General features: G+C 41.5%; 5 protein-coding genes. All 5 read left to right on the forward strand.

Annotated elements, in window-relative coordinates; genetic code table 11:
• The first annotated feature begins 160 nt into the window (after positions 1–160).
• The gene (locus tag C8D94_RS05500; RefSeq protein ID WP_115122861.1) at positions 161–2,020 is read left to right on the forward strand and encodes an outer membrane protein assembly factor BamB family protein; all 1,860 of its coding nucleotides are present in this window, start codon (positions 161–163) and stop codon (positions 2,018–2,020) included.
• Positions 2,021–2,290: 270 nt separating this feature from the next.
• A complete protein-coding gene (locus tag C8D94_RS05505) occupies positions 2,291–3,094 on the forward strand; it encodes an MORN repeat-containing protein (protein WP_115122862.1) in 804 nt (267 codons plus the stop codon).
• Between the two features lie 50 nt (positions 3,095–3,144).
• Positions 3,145–4,542, forward strand: a complete 1,398-nt coding sequence (locus tag C8D94_RS05510; RefSeq protein WP_147278498.1) for an MORN repeat-containing protein — start codon at positions 3,145–3,147, stop codon at positions 4,540–4,542.
• Between the two features lie 84 nt (positions 4,543–4,626).
• Complete coding sequence (locus C8D94_RS05515) at positions 4,627–6,693, forward strand: tetratricopeptide repeat-containing sensor histidine kinase (protein ID WP_115122864.1); 2,067 nt, start codon at positions 4,627–4,629, stop codon at positions 6,691–6,693.
• A 2-nt stretch (positions 6,694–6,695) separates the two neighbouring features.
• Positions 6,696–7,967 (forward strand): tetratricopeptide repeat protein (locus C8D94_RS15265; protein ID WP_170134723.1); only part of this gene is annotated, 1,272 nt, incomplete at its 3' end.

The raw sequence follows: 7,967 nt of genomic DNA on the forward strand, positions 1-7,967 counted from the left end.
AAAATCTTAAGGGCGAGCGAAGCAGCCCGTGTACTACCAGCTGCGTCCTACCGTCTACTATCTAAAGACCATCAACTACCAACAATACGTCAATTGCCCTATTGAATTGCCCTATAGGTAATTGCATCTTTGGACTATCAAATTGTAAAAACCTTTTTCTATGAAACTTACTAGTATAATACACACGATGCTATGCTTTCTGTTGGCAGGAACCGTAGCGGTGGCACAAAAAGCCGAAGCACCAGACTTTAGATACGATACAGGTGCAAAAATTAATGATATGACCTTAACACAAGGTGGAACAATGGTAGTTGCTACCAACGATGGTTTAGTGGGGATTAAGCCAGGTAGCAACGACCTTTTGTTCAACTTTACCGATTATGGAAGGGTAAAGCCCGAGGAGCTCAGTTTTATACCCTTTGCGCCTTATGTGGTGGTTGCCCAAGGCGGTTTTGCGGGAATTTCTTCAAAAAAAGCGGTGATAGACTATATCTCTGGCAAGAAACTTTTCAGTACCGAGGATAATGGCTGGAAAATGGCAACTACTGTGGAGGTATATATGCCACAGAACAAACTCATCGTAGCAGGGCAACGTAAGGCAAAAGAAAAATATGCTTCACAAGTGGCGATGTACGATTTAAACACGGGTGCCGAGGATTTCCGTTTTAACCTCGTAGATCCCGGAAAAGTAACAATGAAGTCCTTTACCGTTACGGGAAGACCCTTGCTCTTAAAGGACAGGGTGTTGGTGCCTACTTCACAGGGAGTGCTTTCCAAGACGCATAATGGAGATACACAGTGGGACAACAAACTGAAAAACGTACATTGGATGGTTGCCAATGAGTCTGAGACCGATATCTATGCCTTTGTTACTAACCCTAATAAAACAAACACAAAAATCTACAAATTGGGCTCCAACAACGGACAGGAACTATGGAAAGACGAAGCGAAGGTAAAAGGGGTGGTGACCAATTTCGAAATTTTACCACAGGGACTTGCCGTGGTAAGTAATACCTATAACGAGGGTAAGAGTGTTCTTGCGGGTAGGTCTGAATCTAAGATTGCCATGTTGAGCGCTACCAATGGGGAGGATCTTTGGGACAAGGCACCTAAGACGAAAGGGTATGTGCAACATTTTTATATTATGGACGACGGAATTCTGTTCGGAATACAACAAGGGGGAATCAACAAGATTTCCTATGATGGGAAGACCCTCTTCAAAAAACCATTAAAGACTGGCGAAAATATCTTAACAATGGCCGAAACTGAGCAAGGGTTGATCTATATCACATCTTCAGATGCTAATATCGTGAATATGAAAACGGGAGAAACCGTTTGGAAAAAGCCACTGAAGTACAAAAGAGCAGATGCCATCTCTTCAACTTTTGACACCAAGAACAATCGTTACCTTATAAGTGCAGACGAGCAATTGTATGCTATTGATGCTGCTTCAGGAAACGTAGAGGAGTTTGCCAAAACAAAATTTGAAGGAAAAGAATCTCCCACAGGCGTGGACGTGCGCAACGGAGGTATCTTGTTAACTAGCGACCAAAACTTAACGATGTTGGATTGGGATGGGAAAGAGACCTGGCACGGGTATTACAAAGCGCCCGGGAAGAGCGCTTTTGGAGCCATCCTGGCGGGAGTTACAGCGGTAGCTTCAGCAGCTGGAAGCATGGCAGCTGCAAATTCTTCAATACGAAATAGAATAGCAAAGTATGATGCCACGGCAGACAGAGAGGCAGAACTTGCGGGAGGTCTGGCTGCTGCAAGTGGAGCCTCGGTAGCCGAAATGTTAAAGCGCTTTAAGGCAACTGCAGCAACTGCGAATGCACAATTTATCTTAACCAAACTGGACGATGGCGTAGGGCTTGTAAAAATTAATAAGGACACCGGTGCCAAAGAGAAAGAAATTGTGTTAAAAGATAAAAAACCAGAATATCAAGTAGACGATCGCGGAGGCATCCTATACTACAAAGCAGACAACAACACTATTTTTGCCTATGACCTTACTAAGTAGCTTCTAACCAAGTTAAATACAGGAAATGGAGTTGAGGAGTTCTATTTTCAGTGAGAAAGTGCCCCATAGTTGTATGGGGTATTTTTTGTTCAACAAGTCTGGAAACCTCTTTTTGGGACCAGTATATTCGATTTCGATGTAAGAATATTCTCCAAAAATCTATGTGAAATCATACATTTTAAGGTGCTTTTTAAAAATAGGGCATTTGTCGTATTGGTTTTATTGGCTGTTTTTCAGAATTTTATATACTCAACGTAAAACCTTATAGTTATGAAACTACTACTTCAACTTTCAATATTGTTAGTGTCACTATCTGTTATGGGACAGGGAAAACCTCAACCGCCGGGAAGCTCTAACTCAGGCTCACAAACAGTGGCTACCCCAAAGGTGCCCACTACAAAAACTACTACCACTACTACATCTAACTGTGTAAGTGGAGATTGTGTGAACGGATATGGTAAACAACAGTTCGATTCCGGATACTATGAAGGATTTTTCAAAAACGGAATGCCCCATGGCCCAGGATACGAAACCTATGCCAACGGTTATTATCTAGGATTTTATAATAACGGGAAGCGCGAGGGCTTCGGGAACTTTGGATGGAACGATACCAAAGACCTATACCGTGGTATGTGGCGAGACAACTTGCGCGATGGTTATGGCTATATACTGGATGGCAATAACCACTTAAAATCGGCTGGGGTATATAGAAATTCCAAGATTACAGTAAACGAAGGAATGGATTATATAAACAATAAGAAGTCTACCAATTGTACTGGGAATTGTCTAGACGGTTACGGTGCATATTCCTGGAGCAATGGCGATAAATATAATGGTTTCTTCAGAAATGGTAGAAGGACAGATTTTGGCACGTATTCCTACCCGGATGGAGGTGTATACCATGGGCAGTTCAGTAACGGTAGCCGCCACGGACAGGGAAGTTACCTTTGGGCAAATGGAGACTTTTACATAGGTGGCTGGAGCAATGGAAAACGTCACGGAAAAGGAATTTACTATTATAAAAATGGTTCCGTTAAACATGGAACCTGGAGTGAGGGTACTTTTATTCAATAAATAAAGTGCCATATATCATTACAATTAGTACCACGAAAAAACAATACAGCATGAGAGCAATCAACAACTTTATATTACTTTTTTTTATGTGTGGCATTTTTTTGGGAATGGCGCAGGGACCAAGACCAATGCACGTATCAAGCAATTCTGGAGCAACCTTCACCAAGGATGGAGAAATGGACTATACCGTGAGAGATGCTAGCGGTAGGATTCTAACCAATGTAATGGACCTTAAGTTTTTGGGGACTGAAACCTTGAGTGTCCTGGACAAGGCCAACAGGACCATTTACTTGTTGGAAGATTTTGAGGTTAAGAGTGTTGGAGCTTCAGGAACAGCGAAGGTATTATCAACAAACATCGACAAGGATTTTTATATCACGAACCCAAATTCTTTCGCTTTTTTCTTACAGGATAGATACGTGAGTGGTGGGGATTTTGTAAATATCAAGAGCAGTTATGTTTATTACCTTCCAGATAATAACACCACCTACTTTTTAGAAGGTATACGAAGTTTCCCAGATTGGGGAGCCAAGAGTGCCGAAATGTTGCCCTATAATGCATCCAACACATATTGGACGAGAGACGCTACCAATAACACCTATCATGTTATCGTTAAGGGGAAGGCGGCAGAATACAAAACACTCTCTTCCGAAAAGAGCGGAAACGACCTGATAGTAAAGCAAAACGGAATTAAAAAATACAAGCTGCCTGGGTATTATACAACAGCATCCTATGTATACAAACCGGTGGAAATGGTTTCTGGAAATTCCTCGGTGGGTAACAATTCTTCAGGATCTGGTTGTGTGTCTGGCAACTGCCAGGATGGTTGGGGAAAACAGCAACTTGAAGGTGGGTATTACGAAGGTTTTTGGGAAAACGGAAAAAAAGAAGGATACGGTATGTACAAATGGGAAGGCACCGGCAAATACATTGGTAGCTGGAAAAACGACCAAATGCAAGGGTATGGTACCTACATTGCCGATAACGAGGATAATATAGTAGGATGGTACTCCAATGGCCAACTTAACGGTACAGGATACACGGTTACAGGAGGAAAGTGGGAGCAGGGAGTGTATACCAATGGTGAACTTACAACGCCCTATACATTTATTACAAATAAAATAGACTCCGGATGCACAGCTGGAGATTGTAAGAATAAGTACGGAAGGTACAAATGGGATAATGGAGATAGTTTTACAGGTTTTTGGAAAAATGGAAGCATGTATATGGGAACCTATACTTTTGCCAGTGGCGATAAATATAGTGGCACCTTTAACAACAACAATCAGTTTGATGGTTTTGGCAGGTATTTTTATAAGGATGGTGGTTACTATGGTGGAGAATGGAAAAACGGTAATTACGAAGGAAAAGGCTACTATCACAACAAGGACTATGAAAGACAAATAGGGATATGGCGTAATAGTTCGCTGGTAAATAATTTAAACTAAGAAGTAAGATTTTAAATATAAATACGGCGACAGCCGTATTTTTTTTACATTTATCTAGCTGAAATTCAACTAACTTACCAATGTATGATAAAAGTTTTTACACTGCTTTTTCTTGTTGCTACAATACAACTTACTGAAGCACAGGAAATAACAAAAAAAGGGGATAGTCTTGCGCAGCTTGTAAAAAAGAATAATGCAAGGGATACAGACCAAGTATTCGAATACGGAAAGGAGCTGGCGTTGCAAAACGATACGCTGGTCTCCCCGATTGGAAATGCTGAAAAACTGGGATATCCTTGGGAAGATAAGGTGTCATTCCAGTTTCACCTTGGGACCACCCGTGGGTATTTCGATGCTGGACTGTATCAAGAGGCAAAAGCTGAAATGCAACATGCTGAAAAGTTTCTAGGGAACTCGAACAAAGAGCAACTGGATTATTGGTACAGTATGGGGCTTGTAGAACAGAAGCTCAGTAATTTTAAAACAGCAAAGCAGTATTACAATAAGGCCTTTACGTTTCTTGAAAAAGTGGAGAATGAAGAAATACGTCAAGACTGCTTAAATAATCTAGCTGCTTGCGAGATAGAATTGGGAAATTTCGAAAAAGCTATAGAACTTCAGCAACAAGCCCTTACACTGGCCGAAAAACTAACCGATAGCGTCTCTATGGGTAAGGTGCTGAACAATATTTCAGTATTGTACCAAAAGCTGGACAATTTTGAAGCCTCATTGGAGTATATGGCCAGGGGAATACAGTTGGACAGTATTATGAATGATAGGCGAAGCCTTTCAGCAAGTTTGTTAAACTACGGAATCACTACAAGGAGGAAGGCCCTAAAAGAAAAAGATACCGAAGGACTCAAAAAAGCACGAAGCTATTACTTAAAATCCATGCAGGTTGCTGAGGAAGTTGATTACTTTCAGGTAAAAGCGGCGGTGTTGGCAAATCTAATAAACGTCGAAACCGATCTAGGTAATTTTAAAAAAGCCATAACCTATGGTGAAGAGGCGCTGGAATTCAATAAAGGTATCAATAACAAATATGGTGTTATGCTCACAAGTCTTAATTTGGGAGCAGCGTATGTTGACGACAAGCAATTTGCCAAAGCCGAGCCATTATTGGATAATGCATTGACCTTGGCACAAGAAATGAACTTTACAGCAGGTATTCAAGAAACAAAATATGCCCTTAACAGTTTGTATAAGGAACAAGGAGACTACAAACGCGCCTATACGCTTTATAGGGAATATATCGATATTAAAGATTCAATCGCATCGATGGATGTGAAAAATAAAGTGAACGAACTGGAGATACAATACGAAACCGAAAAAAAGGAAAACGAGATCCTCCAGCAACGTGCCCAGCTGGCAGAGAAAGATTTGGAAGTACGTCGAAAGAACACCTTGGTGTATGGTGGCTTTGGACTGGCGCTACTGTTGGGATTGATGGGCTACCTATTCTACAACCAGCAAAAACTGAAGAACCGTCAACTACAAAAAGAGGCCCAACTGCAAACCGCCCTCTCTAAAATTGAAACACAGAACAAACTGCAGGAACAACGCCTGCGCATCTCCCGCGACCTGCACGACAACATTGGCTCACAGCTTACCTTCGTGACCTCTTCCATAGACAACCTGCAATATGCCTTGAAAGGAAGCAATGAAAAGATAACCCAAAAATTGGGCAACATAAGTGAGTTCACCACACAGACCATCTATGAGCTTAGGGACACCATCTGGGCGATGAACAAGACGCAGATCACGGCAGAGGACCTTCAGGTGCGCATTGCCAATTTTATAGACAAAGCTGGAAAGGCCGCTGAAGGGGTAACCTTCAATTATGAGGTGGGTGAGGGAATCTCAGAGAAAATGTTCACTTCGGTGCAGGGTATCAATATATATCGCATCATTCAGGAAAGTGTCAACAATGCATTGAAACATGCCCAAGCCAGTAAAATTTCAGTAGTGATGGAACAATCCGAAAAAGGAACTGTTATTGAAATCATGGACAATGGTATTGGTTTTAACGAAGCTGAAATTGAAGCAGGAAACGGTTTGGTAAACATAAGAAAGCGTGCTCGGGAATTGGGGGGTAAAGCCATTATTTCTGCTGCTCCACAAAATGGGACCAAGATTAAAATAGAACTGTAAAAATGTACCATATAAAAATACCTACGCTCTTAATGCTAACGACCATTGCTGTTATTACAGCAATGCATGGTTTGTATGGCCAAACCCAACAGCACATTGATAGTGTCAATGCAATCGTGATTCAGGGTTCAGCAAAAACACCCCAACAATTAGAGGATTTGCTGTTGCAAAATATTGAAGATGCCCAAACGATACATTATCAAAAAGGAATTGCAGATGGATATGCTAAGCTCTCCCTTCTCCAATACTATAATGGCAGGTACGAAGATAATGTGACCAATATGTTACAGGCCATTAAAATTTACGAAGGCTTGCAATTGTTTGAGAATGTTTCGAAGAGCTATGGCGAGTTGGGATACCAGATGAAGCGTAGGGATTTTCAAAAAGGCGCTCGGTACATGCAAAAAGCTATTAACCTTGCTGAAAAGAATGATTTCCATTCAATCCTCAAGGACTTATACAACAATTACGGTGTATTAAAAGAAATGGAAGAGCAGTTGGATAGCGCACTATACTATTATGAAAGTTCGCTGCAACTGAAACAGCAGGAGGGAGACACTTTTGGGATTCCATACAGTATTAGCAATATTGCAGGGGTGTACAGGTTAAAGAATGAATTTGATAAGGCTTTGGAAAATGCGAACCTGGCTCTGGATAAGAGAATCGCTTTGAACGATTCCATTGGCTTGGCAGAAAATTACACCCAGTTGGCCGAGATTTTTCTAGCCCAAAACCGGCTGGATAGTGCTGTAATATACTTCGACAAATCGGTACTCATTTCCAAACGGAAGGAATACCCATTTTTAACGCAATACAATTACCAACAACTAGCCGATGTCTTTAAAAGAAAAAATAACGCAACCAAGGCATTACAGTATTTCGAAGCTTATACTAAGATAAAAGATAGTATTCAAGCAGTTTCGGTTTCAGAAAAGGTAGCCAATCTTGAAATTGAATTCGAGACCGAAAAAAAGGAAAACGAGATACTACAGCAACGTGCGCAGCTGGCCGAAAAAGATTTGGAAGTACGTCGCAAGAACACCTTGGTGTATGGTGGCTTTGGGCTAGCGCTACTCTTGGGATTATTGGGCTACCTTTTCTACAGCCAGCAAAAACTGAAGAACCGCCAACTACAAAAAGAGGCCCAATTGCAAACCGCCCTCTCTAAAATTGAAACACAGAACAAACTGCAGGAACAACGCCTGCGCATCTCCCGCGACCTGCACGACAACATTGGCTCACAGCTTACCTTCGTGACCTCTTCCATAGACAAT

Source organism: Marinirhabdus gelatinilytica (genome assembly GCF_003353425.1).
In the GTDB taxonomy this organism is placed as follows: domain Bacteria; phylum Bacteroidota; class Bacteroidia; order Flavobacteriales; family Flavobacteriaceae; genus Marinirhabdus; species Marinirhabdus gelatinilytica.

Coding starts and splice junctions, on each gene's coding strand:
- C8D94_RS05505 (WP_115122862.1), top strand. CDS start 2,291: ATGAAACTACTACTTCAACTTTCAATATTGTTAGTGTCACTATCTGTT.
- C8D94_RS05500 (WP_115122861.1), top strand. CDS start 161: ATGAAACTTACTAGTATAATACACACGATGCTATGCTTTCTGTTGGCA.
- C8D94_RS05510 (WP_147278498.1), top strand. CDS start 3,145: ATGAGAGCAATCAACAACTTTATATTACTTTTTTTTATGTGTGGCATT.
- C8D94_RS05515 (WP_115122864.1), top strand. CDS start 4,627: ATGATAAAAGTTTTTACACTGCTTTTTCTTGTTGCTACAATACAACTT.